Annotated in this window: 15 protein-coding genes and 1 tRNA gene; 12 read left to right on the forward strand and 4 right to left on the reverse strand. The window is 48.9% G+C overall.

What is annotated here, in order from left to right:
• Positions 1 to 165: 165 nt before the first annotated feature.
• From Q8O92_09205 to Q8O92_09230, 6 genes are all read left to right on the forward strand, one after another.
• Complete coding sequence (locus Q8O92_09205) at positions 166 to 1,767, forward strand: DUF362 domain-containing protein (protein ID MDP2983490.1); 1,602 nt, start codon at positions 166 to 168, stop codon at positions 1,765 to 1,767.
• Between the two features lie 187 nt (positions 1,768 to 1,954).
• On the forward strand, positions 1,955 to 2,950 hold the full coding sequence (locus Q8O92_09210; protein ID MDP2983491.1) for an AAA family ATPase: 996 nt from the start codon (positions 1,955 to 1,957) through the stop codon (positions 2,948 to 2,950).
• Complete coding sequence (locus Q8O92_09215) at positions 2,950 to 3,468, forward strand: hypothetical protein (GenBank protein MDP2983492.1); 519 nt, start codon at positions 2,950 to 2,952, stop codon at positions 3,466 to 3,468. Before Q8O92_09210 ends, Q8O92_09215 begins: the two co-directional genes overlap by 1 nt.
• Before the next feature lie 13 nt (positions 3,469 to 3,481).
• Positions 3,482 to 4,222 (forward strand): carbohydrate-binding family 9-like protein, encoded by a 741-nt coding sequence (locus tag Q8O92_09220; protein ID MDP2983493.1) that lies wholly within the window; start codon positions 3,482 to 3,484, stop codon positions 4,220 to 4,222.
• A 41-nt stretch (positions 4,223 to 4,263) separates the two neighbouring features.
• Positions 4,264 to 5,007, forward strand: coding sequence for a carbohydrate-binding family 9-like protein (locus Q8O92_09225; GenBank protein MDP2983494.1), 744 nt, complete (start codon positions 4,264 to 4,266; stop codon positions 5,005 to 5,007).
• 166 nt (positions 5,008 to 5,173) lie between these two features.
• Complete coding sequence (locus tag Q8O92_09230) at positions 5,174 to 6,529, forward strand: hypothetical protein (GenBank protein ID MDP2983495.1); 1,356 nt, start codon at positions 5,174 to 5,176, stop codon at positions 6,527 to 6,529.
• A 9-nt stretch (positions 6,530 to 6,538) separates the two neighbouring features.
• On the opposite strand, the gene Q8O92_09235 is transcribed toward Q8O92_09230, so the two are convergent.
• From Q8O92_09235 to Q8O92_09245, 3 genes are read right to left on the reverse strand one after another with little or no spacing between them, the layout of a single operon-like run.
• Positions 6,539 to 7,387, reverse strand: a complete 849-nt coding sequence (locus Q8O92_09235) for a metal ABC transporter permease (GenBank protein ID MDP2983496.1) — start codon at positions 7,385 to 7,387, stop codon at positions 6,539 to 6,541.
• Positions 7,388 to 7,389: 2 nt separating this feature from the next.
• On the reverse strand, positions 7,390 to 8,289 hold the full coding sequence (locus Q8O92_09240; GenBank protein ID MDP2983497.1) for a metal ABC transporter substrate-binding protein: 900 nt from the start codon (positions 8,287 to 8,289) through the stop codon (positions 7,390 to 7,392).
• Between the two features lie 32 nt (positions 8,290 to 8,321).
• A complete protein-coding gene (locus Q8O92_09245; GenBank protein ID MDP2983498.1) occupies positions 8,322 to 9,377 on the reverse strand; it encodes a hypothetical protein in 1,056 nt (351 codons plus the stop codon).
• Between the two features lie 657 nt (positions 9,378 to 10,034).
• Between Q8O92_09245 and Q8O92_09250 the strand changes: the two genes are divergently transcribed.
• A complete protein-coding gene (locus tag Q8O92_09250) occupies positions 10,035 to 10,199 on the forward strand; it encodes a hypothetical protein (GenBank protein ID MDP2983499.1) in 165 nt (54 codons plus the stop codon).
• On the opposite strand, the gene Q8O92_09255 is transcribed toward Q8O92_09250, so the two are convergent.
• Positions 10,178 to 11,509 carry a DUF2529 family protein gene (locus tag Q8O92_09255; protein ID MDP2983500.1) on the reverse strand — a complete coding sequence of 444 codons (1,332 nt, stop codon included), beginning with the start codon at positions 11,507 to 11,509 and terminating at the stop codon, positions 10,178 to 10,180. The genes Q8O92_09250 and Q8O92_09255 overlap by 22 nt on opposite strands.
• 370 nt (positions 11,510 to 11,879) lie before the next feature.
• Between Q8O92_09255 and Q8O92_09260 the strand changes: the two genes are divergently transcribed.
• From Q8O92_09260 to Q8O92_09280, 5 genes are all read left to right on the forward strand, one after another.
• Complete coding sequence (locus Q8O92_09260) at positions 11,880 to 12,533, forward strand: TetR/AcrR family transcriptional regulator (protein MDP2983501.1); 654 nt, start codon at positions 11,880 to 11,882, stop codon at positions 12,531 to 12,533.
• Positions 12,530 to 13,879: a TolC family protein gene (locus Q8O92_09265; protein ID MDP2983502.1), complete on the forward strand. Its 1,350-nt coding sequence runs from the start codon at positions 12,530 to 12,532 to the stop codon at positions 13,877 to 13,879. Before Q8O92_09260 ends, Q8O92_09265 begins: the two co-directional genes overlap by 4 nt.
• A 15-nt stretch (positions 13,880 to 13,894) precedes the next feature.
• Positions 13,895 to 14,965 carry an efflux RND transporter periplasmic adaptor subunit gene (locus Q8O92_09270; GenBank protein MDP2983503.1) on the forward strand — a complete coding sequence of 357 codons (1,071 nt, stop codon included), beginning with the start codon at positions 13,895 to 13,897 and terminating at the stop codon, positions 14,963 to 14,965.
• Complete coding sequence (locus Q8O92_09275; GenBank protein MDP2983504.1) at positions 14,962 to 18,042, forward strand: efflux RND transporter permease subunit; 3,081 nt, start codon at positions 14,962 to 14,964, stop codon at positions 18,040 to 18,042. The genes Q8O92_09270 and Q8O92_09275 overlap by 4 nt, the downstream gene beginning before the upstream one ends.
• A gap of 45 nt (positions 18,043 to 18,087) precedes the next feature.
• Positions 18,088 to 18,172: transfer RNA gene (locus Q8O92_09280), tRNA-Tyr, on the forward strand.
• Positions 18,173 to 18,299: the final 127 nt, after the last annotated feature.

Here is an 18,299-nt window from a genome sequence, read left to right on the forward strand (position 1 = left end):
ACCTCGGACTGAAGCTTATAAACTTGGAGCTGCGAAACTTTTTGTTCCTTCTGCAATTGCTCAAACTGTTTTACCAGATCATCCAATCATGTAATCATGGAATCATGTAAATCTTGTAAATCCTGTCTAAAATAGTTTTCAAAGTTTCTGAATTTCGGAGGCATTATGAAACGGAGAGATTTTATCAAAACATCCGCACTGGCGGGGGCGGGCGCGCTGGCTGTGGCCGGCTGTTCCTCGATGAAGAAGGCCGCGCCATATACCGGCCCCGGGTTCGATCTGCACCCGTTTATCAAGGCTCATCCCGAGGCGGTGTTTATCAAGCTCACCTCGGTGGAATCGAAAACGGACAGCCGTGCGATCCACGATACCGCATTCAACCTGGCCAAAGAGCTTTTCGTCCAGACCACAGCGGGGGGCTATCCAAACTCAACCAAGATCGTCTGCAAACCCAACTGGACATGCAATCCGCTGGTCGGCGGTAAAGCGGCGCCGGAGCAGCTCGGCATCAACACCGACAAGAACTTTATCGAAGGTTTCTGCCAGGCGGTGCGGGAGAAAGGGCCGCAGCAGGTTTACCTCCACGAGTGCGCATGCCCCGGAGATTGGGCGGTTCACGGCTGGCCGCAGATGGCCCAGGCCAACAATTTTATCCTCAGAGACCTGACCTCCCGCGATCTCTGGGAATATAAGATCGGTGAAGACCTCCATTTTGTCAAAGTCCCCAACGGGGTGGTTTTCAAGGAGATCGCTTTCCAGGTTCCGGTGAACCAGCCGGGTACCTTCCTCATCGATATCGCCAAATTCAAAGCCCACGGCATGGGAATCACCGCCTCCATCAAGAACCTTCAGGGGCTGAGCGGGAAACGATTCCACGAATTCTGCGGGGGATCCAACAGCATTTTCAAGGGTTACGACAAACGCTATCATCCCTATTTCCACACAGATTATATGGAACATGTCAAGGCGCTTACCGACAAACATGTGAAGGCGGGTATCCCGCGATGGGACAAACCAGGAGAAAAGAATTACCTGACCGGTTTTTACATGGAGCAGTGGGTTCAGCGCATGCTCGATTCCCTGAGCGTCACCAAAACCAACCTGTGCATGGTTGAGGGAATTTACGGGCGCGACGGCGACGGGTTCGCGGGCGGCCCCCACGACGGCAAAGCGCAGGATTACATATCCAACAATGTCATATTCGGCCTGGACCCGTTCCGGGTGGACATCATCACCCACTGGCTGGCGGGTCATGAGCCGGGGAATTTCGGGCTTTTCCATATCGGCATCGAGCGCGGCATGTCCAAGGTTCTCGATCCCAACGACATCCCGCTGTACCTGTGGGATGAGGGGAAAGCCACCCTCCGTAAACTCGATACGTTCAAGAGAACCGATCTGGTGACCTACTACATGCAGCGGAACTATAACGGAGTCGCCGAACCGCGTTTCCATCTCTGCAACGAGCCGTTCGACTATTCCGCCTGGAAATCCGGCAAAAAGATGACCGACGCCCGCCCTTCGGTAAACGACCTGGGAACTGACGCCTTCGGTAAACGGGTCATGGAAGTCTCCCTCCCCGAGAAAGAGGATGTCTATGTGGATGTCCTGAACCGTAACGGCGAGGTAGTCTGGCGGCTGGTCGCCGACGGGCTCGAGCCGGGAGTGCACCAGGTGGTCTGGGACGGTTTCGGCAAGCCGGGAATCTACACTGTCTATGTCAAAGGGATGGGCTGGGATGTGGCGCGGCAGGCAGCGACATATTCCTGACCTGTTGACGGGTAAACTACAGAACCGGGGTTAAAAAGCCCCGGTTTTTTTATTTGGTACAGTTGATTTATTTCCGAAACTCAAAGCGGTCTTGATTTATCATGACTGGTTGTTTATTATGGTGTAATTATACATGCGATGGTTTGGATAGTTGTTTATTTACACTTTCCCTGTGAGGAGTGCTTTTATGATTGATAAACTCGTATTAGAAAATTTTACTGCTTTTTCCAAGCTGGATATTTCGTTTTCTCCGGGTATCAACATTTTTATCGGGGAAAACGGCACCGGAAAAACGCATGTTTTGAAAGTACTCTATTCTGTTCTTGCGGCTACACAGGAAGAGAAAACAATAAGTACAAAAATGGTATCTGTGTTTTTACCGGATAGAAACTGGTTGAATGGTCTTGTAAAACGAGATAATAAATCTGTTGTTGCCAAATTTACTGTATGTAAAAATGGAAAAGAATTGGATTGCGAAATCGGCAGTTCCACTTTTATAAGCAACCATCAGAAAGAATGGGATGAAATGGAAAAAGATAATGCCATCTTCATTCCTGTGAAGGAAATGCTGGCGAATGCCCCTGGATTCAATTCTCTTTATAAAGAGCGAGAAGTGCATTTCGAAGAAGTGTATGCAGATATTATTTCAAAGGCATTATTACCTAAAAAGCGTGAAATCACACCCCCTTATGATGATCTGAGTAAAAAGCTTGAAAAAATCATGGGTGGGAGTATCTATGCAAAGGATGAACAGTTTTATCTTCAAGGCAATTCTTTCGATCTTGAGTTTCCCCTTTTAGCTGAGGGTATGCGTAAACTGGGTCTCTTATGGATTCTTCTTCAAAACGGCAGCCTGGATAAAGGTTCCGTTCTCTTCTGGGATGAACCTGAAGCAAATATGAATCCTTCGCTGGTAAAAATCATAATAGAGGTTCTCTTGGAATTACAGCGCAACGGGGTTCAAATCTTCATTGCAACGCATAATTATATTGTATTGAAAGAACTTGACATCCAGAAAAAAACTGATGATAAAGTCAGATTCTTTTCTTTCCTGCGGAATGAGAGTGATATTTCTGTTCAGTTCGGCGGAAATTATTTGGATATCGTTCCGAACAAAATTTCTGAAGCGTATACGGAAGTATATAATAAAGTAGTTCAGATAAGTTTGGGAGGGAATTCTTAATGCCATTCGCTGAAGAAACCGATATCCGTATAGACTTCCAAACTGCGCTCTCTGTAAGAAAATTCGATAATTTGAACCACGGTCTTTCGCATTGCATGAAAGCAGTTGATTTTATCGTTGAACTCAGCGATAGAATACTTTTCATAGAGATAAAAGATCCGGAAAACCCGAATGCTTTACAACGGAACAGAAATAAATTCATAAAGGAGTTGGAATCTGACAAGTTAATTAAAAGTTCTCTTGTTCCCAAATGCCGTGACAGCTTTTTGTACGAGTATTGCATGGAGAGAATTCACAAACCTTTTCATTACTATGTCATAATCGGTTTAGATAGTCTATCGGATGCTGAATTAATTACCCAATCAGATCTCCTCGATAGAAATATTCCGATTACCGGTTCTTCCATGATTCCCTGGAAAAGAAGTTTCATTAAGAAAAGTCATATATTCAATCTTCGGACTTGGAATTCCATTTTTAAAGAATTTCCCATCACGCGCCTCAGTCATCAACAAAATTAACGGGAGGACATTTATGTACAAGATTTTTCTTGCTTTTTCAGTATGTATATTTTCTTGTTCTTTAACCTTTGCCGCCCCGCCCGAATACACCGCCATGAAAGCGGGGTGCAGGATGATCATGGACGGCATCCTCGATGAGCCGGCCTGGCATCGGGCGCAATCGGTCGGCCCGTTCAAGTTCCAATGGTATAAGTCAGGAGAGCAGGAACAGACCGAGGCTAAAATCGTGTGGGACGACGAGCGCATCTACTTCGCGTTCAAGTGCGATGATAAGTATATTTCCGCCGAGCAGTACAGCCCGAACAGCGGGGTGTCTCGGGACGACTGCTGCGAGGCGTTCATCGCCCCGGTCGGGGAGGGGCAGGAGCAGCTCGACTATATCAATTACGAGATCAACTGCATCGGCACCTGGAAAGTGGGATATCACGCCGACTCAAGGAAGAAGGTACTCCCGAGTTGGCAGGAACCCTGGGGTATCGAGATCGGGCGGTATATCAGGGGAACTGTAAACAAGGACGACGATATCGACGAGGGCTGGGTGTTGGAGTACTCCATTCCCTGGTCGCACTTCTCCGAGTTCGGGGCGAAGTTTCCGCCCAAAAACGGTCAGGTGATCCATGTGGGGCTTCACCGCACAGGGGGAAAAACAAATATTCAGTACAGCCAGTGGTCACCCTCACAGACGGAGAAACCACAGTTCCACAGCCCCAAAGATTTCGGGAAAGTGATTCTGTCAACGAAAGTACTTAAGTAAAAAGTGACAAAGTGACAAAGTAAAAGAGAAAGGGAGAAAAAATGAACCTCAGGACAGCAGTTATCCTCGCAGCTTCCTTCACTGTATCAGCTTCCGGCGTTTTTGCCGCCCCGCCCGAATACACCGCCATGAAAGCGGGAAGCAAAATGATCATGGACGGCATCCTCGATGAACCGGCCTGGCAGCAGGCGCAATCGGTCGGACCGTTCAAGTTCCAATGGTACAAGTCCGGGGAGCAGGAGCAGACCGAAGCAAAAATCCTGTGGGATGACGAGCGCATATACTTCTCGTTCAAGTGCGATGACAAGTATGTTTCCGCCGAGCAGTACAGCCCGAACAGCGGGGTGTCGCGGGATGACTGCTGCGAGGCGTTCGTCGCCCCCGTGCCGGAAGGGCCGGAGCGTCTCGACTACATCAATTACGAGATTAACTGCATCGGCACCTGGCTCACCGGCTATCATGCCAAATCCCGCAACCAGAACCTCAAAGGATGGGAGGGTCTCCATCTGGTTATCGGGCGGTACATTAAGGGAACCTGCAACAAGGACGACGATATCGACCAGGGCTGGGTGCTTGAATTCTCGGTGCCGTGGGAGCATTTCAAGGATTTCGGGGCAAAATTCCCGCCCAAAGACAGGCAGGTGATTTATGTGGGACTGCACCGCTGCGGCGGCAAAACCAATCCCCAGTACAGCCAGTGGGCGCCTTCCCAGACCCCGACTCCGAACTATCACCGTCCCGAGGATTTCGGGAAAGTTACGTTTTCGACCAAAGTATTGAAGTAGGGAAAACGAAAAGAGAAAATCATTAACCACGAAATACACGAAAGGCACGAAATTTGTTATTCATTTTTTTCAATAATATCATTTTTCGTGTTTTTTCGTGACTTTCGTGGTTAAAATTTTTTATTGAACTACACTTGGAAAAACTGCGGTCGTTCGGAGGGTGCTAGTGAGAACTAAAAAAATGCCTGCGCGATTGATGCTGTTGATCGTTTTCATCTTCATCTCCTGCGCCGCACGGTCCGGGCAGGAGGGGAGTGCTCCTTACGGCCAATCACCGGCGGGCGCACCTGCCGGAAAAGCCGCTGTGATCCTGGGCGGAGAGTTTTTTTCCTCTCCCGATTTCTTTCCCATCCTGCCCTGGGATCCCTACCACGGGTTTAAAAAGCCGTTCATAGAGAAACGAACCTGGGGGCTTGCCAGCATCAGGGAATGCAATTTCACCCTTGCCGGATTCGTGCGTCCCGAAGATTTGCCGCTCTGCGAAAAGCTGGGCCTGGCTGCCCTTATCATCGACCGCGAGGGGTTCCTTCCGGCCAAGGAGTGGGGGAAAATGACGGATAGTGAAATCGAGGGAAGAGTCCGCCGTATGGTAAGGGAGAGTGCGCAAAGCCCTGCGGTTCTGGGATACTTCATCACCGACGAGCCGGGGGCCGCGGTCTTCCCTGCTCTGGCCAAGGCAGTGCAGGCGGTTAAAAAGTACGCTCCGGGGAAGCTGGCTTACATCAATCTCTACCCGGATTACGCCACCCTCGGGGCCAAAAACAAGTCGCAGCTTGAAACGGAAAGCTACACGGAATACCTGGAGCGGTTTGTCAGCGAGGTCCAGCCCCAGCTTCTCAGCTACGACAACTACATGGTCCAATACTCCCTGGATTTGAAAGACAAAACCAAATCGGCCAGCTATTACAATAATCTTCTTGAAATGCGCCGGATTGCCTTGAAATACCATCTGCCCTTCTGGAACATCGTCTCCGCGAATCGTGTAAGGCCGACTACCACCATCCCTTCACAAGCCAATCTTGCCTTCCAGACCTATACCACCCTTGCTTGTGGTGGAAGAGGCGTAAGCTGGTACATGTATTACGCCGGTGGATACCAGTATGCTCCCATCGATAAAACCGATCATAAAACCCTTACCTGGTACTATCTACGGGAAGTGAACCGTCAGGCAGCGATCCTGGGGCCGATGATGAACCGCCTCGTTTCAACAGGCGTCTTTTTCACTTCGCCGCCGCCGGTGGAATCGCTCCCGGTGCTGCCCGGCCGTCTGGTGGGAAAAATCGAATCCGACTCCCCGATGATGGTGGGCGAGTTTCAGGGAGATAGCGGGGCGGAGTATGCGATGGTAGTGAATCTAAGCCTGGAGAGCACCGCCGCCTTTAAACTTCGTACTGTGCAGCCCCGGACAAATGTGCTGGCGGTTTCCGCGGCGGACGGCTCCCTAGCAGCGATGGACAGCACAGCCGGTCTCTGGTTGACCGCCGGCCAGGGAGTGCTGATAAAGATGAAAGGTGAGAAATAGTTTTACGCATTAGAACTGTCTGGTAAGTGAGATGGCTTTTCTGATGAGTGATGCCGCCCCTGCAAACAAGAGCAACAGCGCAAGTAAAGTAGCAATTATCGCCGGGCCTGCGGCAAAATCACCACGAAAAGAAATCTCCAGGCCCAATATGCAACCCAACAGACCGAACACCCATCCAAATACAACGCGCCTAAGAGTACCTGTCGTGCTGATCATTGCGGTGACAGCAGGGATGGTCAACAAAGAGAAAATAAGCAACACACCGGCAATCTTGACCGATGAGGTAACTACTATCCCGAATGTCGCGTAAAAGACTATATCCCACCACCACAGCCGCAATTTTTGTTTAACCGCCTTGTCTGGATTTTCCGATATCGTGAACAGTCTTTCTTTTGACAACCAGTGAACTATCCCAACTACGATCACAATTATGCCCAATTCCAAAACATCATGCCATGATACAGTCAAGATAGTGCCGACCAGCATTTCCTGGATGTGTTCCGTGCCGGTGGCCAACTTTTCCAATACAAGCAAAGATATCGCGATCGCACCAGCGTATGTTATACCTATAAGCGCTTCCATTGGAACGATATTTTGAATTTTTCGCAGAAAAGCAAAAAAAATGGCGCCACCAAATGTAAACCCCAAGCTTACCATATAAGCTTTGTAAGGAGCATTTTCGCTCCAGCCGAATAACAATGCTATACACGCTCCAAGAGCAGCGATTTGCGAAAGGGAAAGATCAATAAAAATAACCCCGCGCTGAACGATATGGTATCCAAAATAAGTATGAATACCCGCCAAAATCAAACAGACAGCCAAAGCGGGAAACATAAAAGGATAGTGAAAAATCATCATGTTTATTTCCCTCCTGCTGCAGCAGCCAATTGATTGACAATTTCGTCGAAGTGCTCAAAATACGATGTCAATTTAATATCCGAACATGAAGGAGCGCATTTGAACACTTTCACGCCGGTTTGACGATTAAGAAAACGCAGCGCATCATCGGAAAAGTAAGGTTCCTGAATAATAAATGAGACATTTTCGTTCTTGATAACTTTGACTAATTTGGCAAGGTGATTACCGCTTGGTGGTATGCCGGGGAAGGGTTCAACTTTTGCGACTATCGAAAAACCAAAGGCATCAGCGAAATATGCCCAGGAAGAATGATATGTCATGATCTTTGCACCCCTGAGCGATTTCAGTTTCTCTTTCCATGCTGAAATTTTGTCAAGACACTCCTTTCTGAACTGCTCTAATCGTGAAGAGTAGTAAGCGGTGTTCACGGGATCGACCTTCTGGAGTACCGTAGCGATGTTCTGTGCAATCATGATACCATTTTCCGGATTCAGCCAGTAATGCGGATTGCCAAAAGCGTGGACATCTCCCATTGAAGCATCAACCTTCCCGGTCGGTTTCTCAAGAACCGCAATTCCTTCGGAGCAATCGATGGCAACTATCCTGTTGTTTCGCGACCCATCGATTATCGCGTCGGACCATTGATCAAGCGCTAATCCGCTTTTCAAGTAAACCGAAGCCTTTGAAACCTGGGCCATATACGATGGGAAAACCTCTACTGAATGAGGATTTGAATTAGCCTTCGCGATTGTTGAAACCGCCACCTTATCTCCGCCGATATACGATGCTATCGAACCGAGATCGGGCAATGCGGCCACAATGCGGATTGGAGCAGCGAATAAAGAGGTGGAGAGTGTGGAAATAATAAGTATTGATAAGATGAGAAAAGAATGCGATTTCATGGTAACTCTCCAGGGAAAAAGTGTATGACAAATCAGAACTGGTGCGCCTTGTGCGGACCCATGCTGAACAACAATTGCAGCTCGAACGTACCGGTCCGCTGAACGGCTCCGGACATGAAGTATTCATACGAAAGCCGCAGGATGGTGCTTTCCTCAAGCACACTGAATCCGACAAACGGTTTTATTGCCCTATCAATCTGGGATCGAGCTAATGGGTCTTGGTACTGTTCATAAAGGACGCCCCCATTGTATCGAGTATAAAACCGCACATCGGTGTAAGCGTAGAATCCATAGCGATCGTCATGAATGTTACTTCCCTGTGAATCAGGGCGTTCCGATAGCTTGTAGAGATATTCTCCGGCTATGGTTATCGTCAGAAGAGGCGAGAGAACAATTTTTGCCTTTGCGTCAGAACCTATAATGGTACTCTTTGTTTCAGCTTTGATATTATTGATCCCCTGTGTCAATGATCCTCCGATATCGACTGAAGCTGGGCCTGCCATGAAAGAATTCGATATATGCGTCAGCAACCCATGGGCCACATCGGATGTGTCGGGATGAAAAGAATCACCCTGCAAAAAGTCGGCGGAAAGAATTGTGGTCCAACTCCCTATCATCGGGATAAGCGTTGAAACCTGAACGGCGGTATCATTGAAACTCCCCTCTCCCGGGAGAAGTTTAGCCGTTTGCGGATCGAGGACACGAGGTGTGCGGATGAATGGATAAGCATGCGGATGGGATTGGTTGAGTTTGCCGAAATTCAGGCGGTATTTCCCAGCTTTCAAGGCAAGGTTGAGGGGAAGACCACGAACAAGAGTTGTATAGGCCTCCTCAACATCAATCCCTTTTTGTCTATCTATTGAAAACACAAAAACGCCCTTGAGGTAGGGATTGAGCGCTGCATCCAGAACAAGTTCTGTTTCTCCTAATGACAACGCGAATTGTTTTGGCGCTTGAGATAAAGTATCATCGGTATAGGTCCCCAAAACCTGGCCTATAGCGGAGATATCGGGATTAGTTACTCCGGCATTGGCATTGATCTCAAAAAATAGTAATAGCGCAAGAAACCATATTGAATGTCTTGGCATAACAGACTCCGATGTCTTGGAAAGGAAATAGCGACACAAGCACACCGCATAACTTCACAGTGTAGCCGTCAATGTCATTCAAATGATTCAGGTTAAAAAATAGGAGTTAAAGAAGGGGGTGCGTGGCTCTGGTAGGAGCAGGGAACCTCGCGTATATAGAGTGGCAAGTAACAGACTACTGCATCGAGGATAACTGGCAGAAAGAGTATAAGAAAGAATGTTACTATAACTTCATTGGGTTGGATTTGAGCAATGCAAATCGTGCACTCAGAGTGTTCTTGTCCATCGGCATGATAATGTGTGGGAAGTATAACGCCAAAATAGAAGCAAAGGAAGAGGGCACAAAATGTCGATAACAGATTTATCGTCTTGCGCTGGGGAAAAGGTCTTGAGTGTGTGAAAGCGGTCATAGCGGTTCGGAGTTTCATCTAAAAACGGGTTAACGATAAAATCCTATACGATGTTTTTATTAAACGCACAGAGAAATACAATGGTTGCAAGAATTTAAAACCCCTTTTTATCGCGAATGAAGCATCTACTATCTTATTTCTGCATCCATCTTGTTGACTCATTCAACCTCTGGGCTTAGCAGTACGATAAGTTGTTGCCAGCACGAAAAACGCTTCTTGTACTTGTCTCCCCATAAAGAAAGAGAAGATGCGCGGGATTCACATCGGCAAGCTGGAAGTGCTGGCGGGAGATTACCGCCGCGCCACTCTCAATCACTTCATTTCGAGAGGTTCCGGGCTCTCTCATTCCGCTGCTTTTTTCGGGGACACTACCGAATCGGAATCGCTGGTTCAATATCCCCTCTTCAGATAGTAAGGCCGGATGGAATCGTCATAGGCCTTTCCGCCGGGCACATGGAAGCTCATCCAGTAGTAGGGGGTGACCCCGCGGCTTTCCATGGACTGGATGTAAGCGCCCACTATGGCCCAGAAAATGTAGTTGTTCATCATCCCGGTGGTTGGTATGATCTTCCGCTGATAACCGGGGATGCTGAGAACCCCGTCGCTGTCCCCGCTCAGGTTGTCAAAGCTCATATCGCAGAGCTTTTTCAAAGGCGCGGTGGAGATGCCGTCCTCACGCTTGAACGGGTAGATTCCTACAAGAAATGCTCCCCTGGCTCGCACCTTGCGGGCCATTTCCATTTCCTGCTCCGGTGTTGCCCCGCCGAACGCGAGAATAACAACATCTCTGGCGTTGAGCGAATCGGGTTTGAGAGGATATGTCCCCATCAGGCCGCCCGCCGTTCCCGTGGCTTCGTTGTAGAATTCGTTCCGGATGCTCCAGGGGTACAGCTTCCCGCCGCCGAGAATCTTGTCCGCGATTCTCTGCCCGGCCACATTCACCTCATATAAATTCCGTTCATGAAATACATCGAGCCTGCCCATGAGGGTGTCCAGCCAGGCGGCAGAAGCGGTAAAACCCCCGGAGGTATCTTTCAGCGCCAGGTTATGGGCAAGCTGGGCCATGAGGGTCCAGTATTCGACTACCGTCACAGGGCTGGTGGGGCATACCTTCAGGTGCGGAGTGAGAGAAGGGGTAATCAGGCCGTCCTCCTTGGGCGCCCAGTCATAGATCATCATATCCACCTGGGTTTCCATGGGAGTATCGGGATTGTCGTTGTAGTTCGGCGGGGAATACCGGTTTGTAGGCATGGGGAATGCGAGGCCGAGCAGGAAGCATCCCTTCTTCCGATACTCCTGGTTCCCCGGTGTGGCTATTATGAGAAAATCTCCCTTTCCGAGGTCCTCCGGCACCTTGAATCTGGGATCTGAAGTCTTATAATCGGGGGCGATGTTCGGGTTGCCCGGCACATCCTCCGCGCAGGCCCCGGCATACATGATATGGGGAGTGCCGATGTGGGAGACAATTCTTCCGCCGGCAAGTTTTCTTTGGGTTGCGATTTTTGCGGCCTGGCCGATTTTACCCAGCTCACGGATTTTTATCATGTGCAGGATATCATAGTTTCCCCGGAGAAAGAGATCGGCGTTGTTGTTAAGACGCAGCACCGATTTTCTGGTTACCGGCTCAGGGTTGGCGCTTAAAGCCGCAGTCGACCAGACAGCGGCGGCGAAAAATGCCGGGACAAACAGGGCGGATACATATTTCAGGACTGTGCGGCTCATGCGAACCTCCGGATTTGGTAAATGTTATTTAACTTTCTGTCATTTGGTAGATTTTAAAAAATTACTTCGTTATTACACCATTAGATCCTGAAACGAGTTCAGGATGACACGTGTCATGCCGAACTTGTTTCGGCATCTATCAATTTATCAAGGTTTTCGCAAGCCTTTAGAAAGACAAATAAGCAGTTTTGTCCCTGAAACATATTTACTGAAAAAAAGAAAAGGTGTCAAGGTTTAAAAAACATAAAAATAATTGTTGCATTTACTTTATTGACAGTATATTTTATGACTGTATGGTCAGTCATATATTGTACGATACAATCTCATACACTTTTGATATTTTCTGCACCCAACAGTGAAAGGAGGCGCAATGGAGCTTAAAACCAATTCGATGGAGGAAAATCTACCCCGCCGGGAACGTGAAAAAGCAGCGCACCGTAAGGAAATCATGGAAGCAGCGATACGGGTTTTCGCCCGGCGCGGCGTGCAAGCAGCAACCCTGGACGAGGTGGCGCAGGAAGCGGAGTTTTCCAAGGGAACCATTTATCTCTATTTTTCAAGCAAGGAGGATTTATTGTTCAATATCCTCCATAATCTGAGCCAGAATATGATTACTACGTTCCGGGAGACAATCAGCGGAAAGAGAAGCTTTAAGGAAGAACTCCATAACCTTTTCGTTTCGATTGCAGAATTTTCGTTCAACTACAAGGATCATATGAAGATAGTTACCGGGCAGCATGTGGCCGGTTTCAATGCTCTTTCCAGGGAAGGCTGCGAAAAGCTTTCGAAAATGCATAATGAAATGGTAAAAATTATCCTGGACCGCGCGAGGGAGGCATACCGGAATGGCGAATTACGGGACCTCCCGCTGGAAGCGATAACCTCGATGATCCATGGCTCTCTCGATGGAATGGCTATTTCAAGGTGGAATTTCGAGAATCTGGAAGAAGCAAAACAGGCGGTAAGCGTATTTATTGATATTCTTTTCAACGGGATCGGGAAGGGAAAGGAGAAAAAATCTTGAAAGATGTAATGCTCATCGTTTCAGTCGCTTTATTGACCGCGCTTGAGATACAAACCGGATGGTCACAGGAAAGTTATGAAGGTTTGACACAAGACAAGGCGGTAACAGTGGCTCTTCAGAAAAACCGGGATTTGCTGAACGCTAAAGACGAGGTGCAGAAATCCGATTACCGTATCACCGAGGCGGCTTCCGGTGCTTTTCCACAGATTACCGGAAGCTGGAACTACAATCGAAACCTTAAACCTCAGGTGTTTGTCATCACTTTTCCGGACAGCACCGGGAAACTGACCCAAAACCGTTTGAAGATCGGCACCGACAACTCCGCGAACCTGGGAGTGAATCTGACCCAGCCCCTGTATGTAGGCGGGAAAGTAGGCACCGCCCTTCAGGCGGCAAAGATATACAGGAATCTTTCCGGAGAGACCGCCCGGGCGGTGAAACAGAATGTCATCCTGGGAGTATCCCAGGCTTTCAACAGCGCCCTTTTGGCCAAGGAACTGCAGAATATCGCTTCTGAATCTCTGGAACAGGCCCGGAAGCACCTGGAGAATGTGGAGCATCTCAAGGCTGCCGGTGCCGCTACCGAATATGATCTCCTCAGGGCGAGGGTCAATGTTTCGAACATGAAACCAAAACTTCTTGAAGCGGAAAATAATGTCACCCTCTCTCTTTTGAAATTAAAGCAGACCATGGGTGTAGATCCCTATGCCTCGATATCACTAACCGGAGTGTTCACCGAGCCGGATACCACGCTCCTGGCTCTGGCAGAGGCGCGCACCGCTTTGGAAAAAAGGCCTGAGATTAAAATCGGAAAGTACACGACCGATCTTCAGGAAAAAAATGTGCAGGTGGTAAAGGCCGATTTTTTCCCCACTCTAACTGCCGGAACTTCTTTTGCTTTCATGGGGAACTTTGACACATTCAGGTATAATGCGAGAGAATGGAATCCTTACTGGTTCGCTACTTTGAACCTCTCATTTCCCATTTTTGACGGTCTCAGGAATTACTCCAAATACCGTCAGGCCAAAATCGATTACCTGAAATCCAGGACCGACTATCTGAAAACACGGGATTCGGTGGTGATCGAAGTCTACGAAGGGGTTTTGAACCTGAAAATGGCTTTAAAACAGATTGAAAGCCAGAAAATGAATATTCAGGAAGCGCAAAGGGCGGTAGAACTTTCCGTATCTCTCTTTTCGAACGGCAAGGCCACCCAGTTGGAGGTACTCGATGCCCAGCTTGCTCTGGAGGTGGCCAGAACCAACATGGCCAGCGCACTTTATAACGGCACTGTGGCAGCGATTGTACTCAGGAAAAGCCTCGGTCTTCTCGACTTGGATTCATAAGAAAGGGTATTAACCATGCTGAAATATCTTGGAATAACAGCACTGGCTGTTCTCGTGTTTGCGACCGGATGCAAAGATCCTAAATCGGCCGCCGATACAAAAATGGAAAAAATTACCAATGTGGAAACCTATACGGTTACGCCAGCTACTTTCAGGGAGTATATATCCCTTCCGGTAGTGGTAAATCCGCTTAAGGAAGCGAATCTCGGGCTGATCGCAGGCGGCAAGGTAACCCGGGTATACTCCGACAAGGGAGAGCGGGCGACCCGGGGGAAAGTTCTCCTCGAAACGGATAATGAACTGCTGAAGGCTGCACTGGATATGGCAGGAGCGAATCTGGAATACCAGAAAAACGAGTTTGCCCGTAATTCCAAGCTTTTCCAGGAGGGGAGCATCGCCCAGGCGGTTTTCGATGCTTCCAAGCTGCAATCGTCTCATGCGCAGTCGGCATTCGATATCGCAAAAAAACAGTTCGATAATTCGATACTCATCACGCCGTTTGACGGCGTGATTACAGCGAAGAATGTCGAGGTCGGCGATATTATCGGCCCTGGGATACCAGCTTTCAGGATCATAGATGTAAGCAGGGTGAAGGTGCAGGCTGGAATACCGGAAAAGTATATTACCGATTTCAAAGTCGGAAATCAGGTTGCCATCCGTTTCGATGCCATGCCGGGAAAAGAATTCACCGGGAATATCAACTATATCGCTCCCGAGGCCAGTTCCTCCATACGGACTTTCCTCGCCGAGATGATAGTGGACAACCGTCAGGGACTGATCAAAGCGGGAATTATGGGGAACGCCGATATCCTTAAAAAGGCTTATCCGAATGCGTTTGCCATTCCGCTGAACGCGGTAATTCAGACCCAGAAAGGCAGAATCGTTTATGTGGTAAAAACGGACAGCACTGTGGAGGAACGTGATGTGGAAGCGGGTCCCGTCGGCGATCTATTTATCAAGATCGATAAAGGTCTGACTCAGGGCGACCGGGTGGTGGTCAAAGGCCAGCAGCAGATCGCCGCCGGTGAGAAAGTGAAAATCGTAACTGAAAATACCACTCCGGGCGGGGAGGTGAAAGGTCAATGAGTATAACCGGACTTTCCATTAGAAAGCATACCACGGTTCTCGTGCTGGTCACATTCGTGATAGTAATGGGCCTGGTCAGCTACATCACCCTGCCCCGTGAATCAGCGCCGGACATAAAGATACCGTTCATGATCATCTCCACCGTATATGCGGGAGTTGCCCCCTCAGATATGGAAAACCTAGTTACCCGGCACATTGAAAAAGAGCTCAAAGGAATATCGGGCATAAAGGAGATTCTTTCCAGCTCATCGGAGGGATTCTCCCTCATTTCGGTGGAATTCGAACCGGAAGTCAATCTGGATGTGGCTCTCCAGAAGGTCAAGGATAAGGTGGACCGGGCCAAACCGAATCTTCCGATCGATGCAAAAGAACCGGTTGTTACCGAGATCAATCTCGAGAATTTCCCCATCATCACGATCAATCTTACCGCCGACTACGATCTGGTAAAGCTTCGGAAGGTGGCAAAGGATCTGGCGGATGAATTCATCACCATACCGGGGGTGCTCGATGCCATTGTTTCCGGTGATCTCGAACGCGAGGTGCAGATTAACATCGACCCCAACCGGCTCAAAGATTACAATCTCGGTCTCGGTGATATCACAGAAATAATCAGGAACGAACACCTGACCATGCCGGCGGGAAGCATGAAAATCGGGGACTATGAATATACGGTTCGTATCCCCGGAGAGCTCAAGGACCCGGATAGTTTCAAAGACCTCGTAGTAACGGCAAAAAATAACGCCCCGGTGTATATACGCGATCTTGCCGATGTCCGGTATGGATTCAAGGATCGCACCACAATCGCCCGCCTGAACGGTAAACCGTGTATATCCATCAATGTCACCAAGCGTGTCGGGGAAAATATCATCATCATCACAAATGAGATAAAGAGAATACTCAAGGAGCAGGAGCCTCGATTCCCTCACGGGACTCATATCACTTTCCAGAACGACAGCTCGAAAGACATCAAAATCATGGTAGCGGACCTGGAAAACAATATCATCAGCGGGTTGGTGCTGGTTGTACTCTGTATATTTCTCTTCCTCGGGTTCACCAATTCCTTTTTCATCGGGGCCGCCATACCGCTCTCCATGTTTATTACCTTCGCGGTGCTCCAGATGATAGGTATCACACTCAACTTTGTTGTTCTTTTCAGTCTGGTTCTGGCGGTCGGCATGCTTGTGGATGACGCGGTGGTTATCGTCGAAAACATCTACCGCCACCGTCAGCAAGGCGAAGGCAGGGAAGAGGGCGCCGAAAAGGCAACGGATGAAGTGGCCATGGCGGTGAGTTCCTCAACCGTCACCAAGGTGGTGGCATTTGTTCCGCTGCTCTTCTGGCCGGGAATTATCGGGGAGTTTATGTATTATCTGCCGTTGACAGTTGTCATCGCGCTCAGCGCCTCTCTTTTTACCGCGCTGGTCATGAACCCGGTTTTCTGCTCCCGGTGGATGAAGGTGAATCCGAAAGCTGATAATCCGTTCGATCCGGCCAGCAAAGGTCCCTACGCCCGTTTTCTCCGGCAGTATGAAAAGATAGTTACCAAGGCAGTGGAATATCCCAAGATTACCCTGGGGTTGGCGTTAGCATCACTAATACTGACCTTCGTCCTGTTCGGAGCTTTGAACAAGGGGGTGCAGTTCTTCCCGGAGACCGACCCCGACCAGATGTACATCAATATACAAGGACCGATAGGGCTGCGGCTGGACGAAACCGATAACATGTCTCAGAAATTGGAAAAAGTGGCTCAATCTTTTCCCGATGCAACCAATGTTACGGCTAATGTCGGAGTTTCGACAGCTTCCACCGGTCTTACGAGCGGCGGTTCCACCGCCAACGAAGGCCGTATATATATAGACTTCAAAGACTTCGAAAAGCGAAGCCGTCCCACCCTGACCACCTACAACGAGTCAAAAGACACGATCAAATTCCTTGCCGGGGCGGACATTAGTCTCAACAAGGCCGAGCATGGGCCGCCGGTGGGAATGCCGGTCGACATCCAGGTTTCAGGCGATGATTACCTTCGGCTGGGAGAGATAGCGCGCGATATCCGCTCCAAAATCAAGAATGTACCCGGACTGGTCGATCTCAAAGATAATTTCGAGAGCAGCAAACCTGAAATACGGATCACTGTGGACCGCGACAAAGCCGCTCTCCTCGGTCTTAATTCATTCGATATTGCCGGGGCGGTTCGTACAGCGATCAATGGTTCAGAGATCAGCAAATACCGTGAAGCGGAAGATGAATATGATATCACCGTGCGTTTTCAAGAAAAATTCCGCAGCGCCATTCCAGATCTGGACAAGATTTACATATTCAAGGATGAGAAACAGATTCCCCTTTCCAGCGTCGCTTCTTTTGAAACTGCAGCCGGATTCGGCACCATTCATCGAACCGAAATGAAACGGGTTGTGAGCGTCACCGGTCAGAACCTGGGAAGGCTGCCGAATGACATTCTCAATGATGTAAAGAAAATCCTTGCAAAATATGAGCTTCCACAGGGATACATTATAAAATACAGCGGCGCGGATGAAGAGCAGCAGAAAGCGGCGGCGTTCCTTTCCAAGGCGCTCCTGGTCGCCCTCTTCCTTATCACCATGGTGCTGGTGGCCCAATTTGATTCACTGAGGATACCGCTGATTATCATGTCGGGTGTGATTCTGTCGTTCCAGGGGGTGATGATCGGTCTCATGATACATAGCATGCCGTTCGGAGTGATCATGACCGGTATCGGAGTCATCACTCTCGCCGGGGTGGTGGTCAACAACTCGATCGTGCTCCTGGATTATACCCAGAAGCTGCGCGCCCGGGGAAGGAGCAAGGCCCAGGCTATCATCGAAGCCGGAAAAGTTCGTCTGCGACCGGTTCTACTAACCGCGATCTGCACCATAATGGGACTTATTCCCATGGCCACCGGGTGGGCGTTCGATTTCCATACCTTTACATTCAGTGTCAGCGGTTCATCGTCCCAGTGGTGGGCGCCCATGGCGATTGCAGTCATATACGGGCTGGGGATCGCCACCATCCTGACCCTGGTGATTGTTCCCTCAATGTACATGCTCTATACGAAAGATTGACCTTGCTTTTGATGGAAAAAAAAGGTATGTTTTGCACCTGCATATGGTGGGGTTCCCGAGCGGTCAAAGGGAACAGACTGTAAATCTGTCAGCTCAGCTTTCGATGGTTCGAATCCATCCCCCACCACCACTTTGAAATACAAGGACTTACGACAACTCGTGAGTCCTTCTTTTTTTGTGGTAGAGGTGCTTCGCTAAAGTTTGGCTAAAGTCAATCCTCCTTTTTGTACCAAAATCATCGTTAATAGACCAGAATA

Source organism: Candidatus Latescibacter sp., assembly GCA_030692375.1.
In the GTDB taxonomy this organism is placed as follows: domain Bacteria; phylum Latescibacterota; class Latescibacteria; order Latescibacterales; family Latescibacteraceae; genus JAUYCD01.

Coding starts and splice junctions, on each gene's coding strand:
- Q8O92_09205 (MDP2983490.1), top strand. CDS start 166: ATGAAACGGAGAGATTTTATCAAAACATCCGCACTGGCGGGGGCGGGC.
- Q8O92_09210 (MDP2983491.1), top strand. CDS start 1,955: ATGATTGATAAACTCGTATTAGAAAATTTTACTGCTTTTTCCAAGCTG.
- Q8O92_09215 (MDP2983492.1), top strand. CDS start 2,950: ATGCCATTCGCTGAAGAAACCGATATCCGTATAGACTTCCAAACTGCG.
- Q8O92_09220 (MDP2983493.1), top strand. CDS start 3,482: ATGTACAAGATTTTTCTTGCTTTTTCAGTATGTATATTTTCTTGTTCT.
- Q8O92_09225 (MDP2983494.1), top strand. CDS start 4,264: ATGAACCTCAGGACAGCAGTTATCCTCGCAGCTTCCTTCACTGTATCA.
- Q8O92_09235 (MDP2983496.1), bottom strand. CDS start 7,387: ATGATGATTTTTCACTATCCTTTTATGTTTCCCGCTTTGGCTGTCTGT.
- Q8O92_09240 (MDP2983497.1), bottom strand. CDS start 8,289: ATGAAATCGCATTCTTTTCTCATCTTATCAATACTTATTATTTCCACA.
- Q8O92_09245 (MDP2983498.1), bottom strand. CDS start 9,377: ATGCCAAGACATTCAATATGGTTTCTTGCGCTATTACTATTTTTTGAG.
- Q8O92_09250 (MDP2983499.1), top strand. CDS start 10,035: ATGCGCGGGATTCACATCGGCAAGCTGGAAGTGCTGGCGGGAGATTAC.
- Q8O92_09255 (MDP2983500.1), bottom strand. CDS start 11,509: ATGAGCCGCACAGTCCTGAAATATGTATCCGCCCTGTTTGTCCCGGCA.
- Q8O92_09260 (MDP2983501.1), top strand. CDS start 11,880: ATGGAGCTTAAAACCAATTCGATGGAGGAAAATCTACCCCGCCGGGAA.
- Q8O92_09270 (MDP2983503.1), top strand. CDS start 13,895: ATGCTGAAATATCTTGGAATAACAGCACTGGCTGTTCTCGTGTTTGCG.
- Q8O92_09275 (MDP2983504.1), top strand. CDS start 14,962: ATGAGTATAACCGGACTTTCCATTAGAAAGCATACCACGGTTCTCGTG.